Origin of the sequence: Photorhabdus tasmaniensis (genome assembly GCF_011189505.1) — a bacterium.
Lineage (GTDB): Bacteria > Pseudomonadota > Gammaproteobacteria > Enterobacterales > Enterobacteriaceae > Photorhabdus > Photorhabdus tasmaniensis.
Genome location: NZ_PUJU01000173.1, coordinates 1 through 867 on the forward strand (window position 1 = coordinate 1; position 867 = coordinate 867).

1 protein-coding gene is annotated in these 867 nt (G+C 48.4%); it reads left to right on the forward strand.

The genetic code is table 11. The features are described 5' to 3' along the window. Nucleotides 1-358 precede the first annotated feature (358 nt). The coding region (locus C5471_RS23380) for a TraI domain-containing protein (protein ID WP_339959328.1) at nt 359-867 on the forward strand (509 nt) is incomplete at its 3' end.

Sequence of the window (867 nt, forward strand, 5' to 3'; positions counted from 1 at the left end):
TCCGGCTCTTGGGCCGGAGTTTTATCCAACAGGACGGAGATGAGAAATAAATCGATTGAAGTTGTTTTGTTTATCCCTGACACGTTTTGGTCTGAATCGGCAGTGCCTCCCAGATGCACTGGACACATTCTATTTCCCTTAATCCTTTCTTGCATGAGCCGCCATGTGCCTTTTGTACTTATCATGACTGATTCAACGAAATAACCGGATACACGCTTCGTTTACCCGTGACGGAATTGGGAACGTTTGAATCATTGCGTGCGGTTTTCATCGATTAATTTTTATTCCCGGAAAAGAGTTTTGCCTTGTCCCTGTCAGAGGATGTATTAGGGTTTTGGGAAAAAAGAGGAGATTAATCGTGTTGAAAAAAATTAAAATCCTGCTGGCGGGAACCTCCGCAGGAAAAAAGTCACTTCCACAACCCACAGCCATCCCAGAAACGGTCAAAGCAGGCTACTTTTTGCCGTCTGAGTCCAGACTGTTGCTGGATACTGCCCGGCGACGGCAGTGTTTACAGTGTCTGTGGGACAATAGCGCATTACCCCAAACACACTATCAGGCGCTGTGGCTGACTCCGTTACATGAGTGTGTTGCATTGATGCAACAACTTCCGGCAGCACCACAGGGGCCTTATGCCCATCAGGGCGGCTTGATTGATGTGACTCTGCAATGTACTGCCTTTGCGGTACGTCTGGCAAAAGGACAGATGTTACCACCGGGTGTGACCCCTGAGACGCAGGCAGAACAAAGTGTGATATGGAACACGGTGGTGTTTTACGCTGCGTTATTTCATTTTTTACCTGTTTTGGCCCAGTTTGACGGAGAACTGGACGAAGGGCAACCCTGGTATCCTGGGTTGGCTGTGCC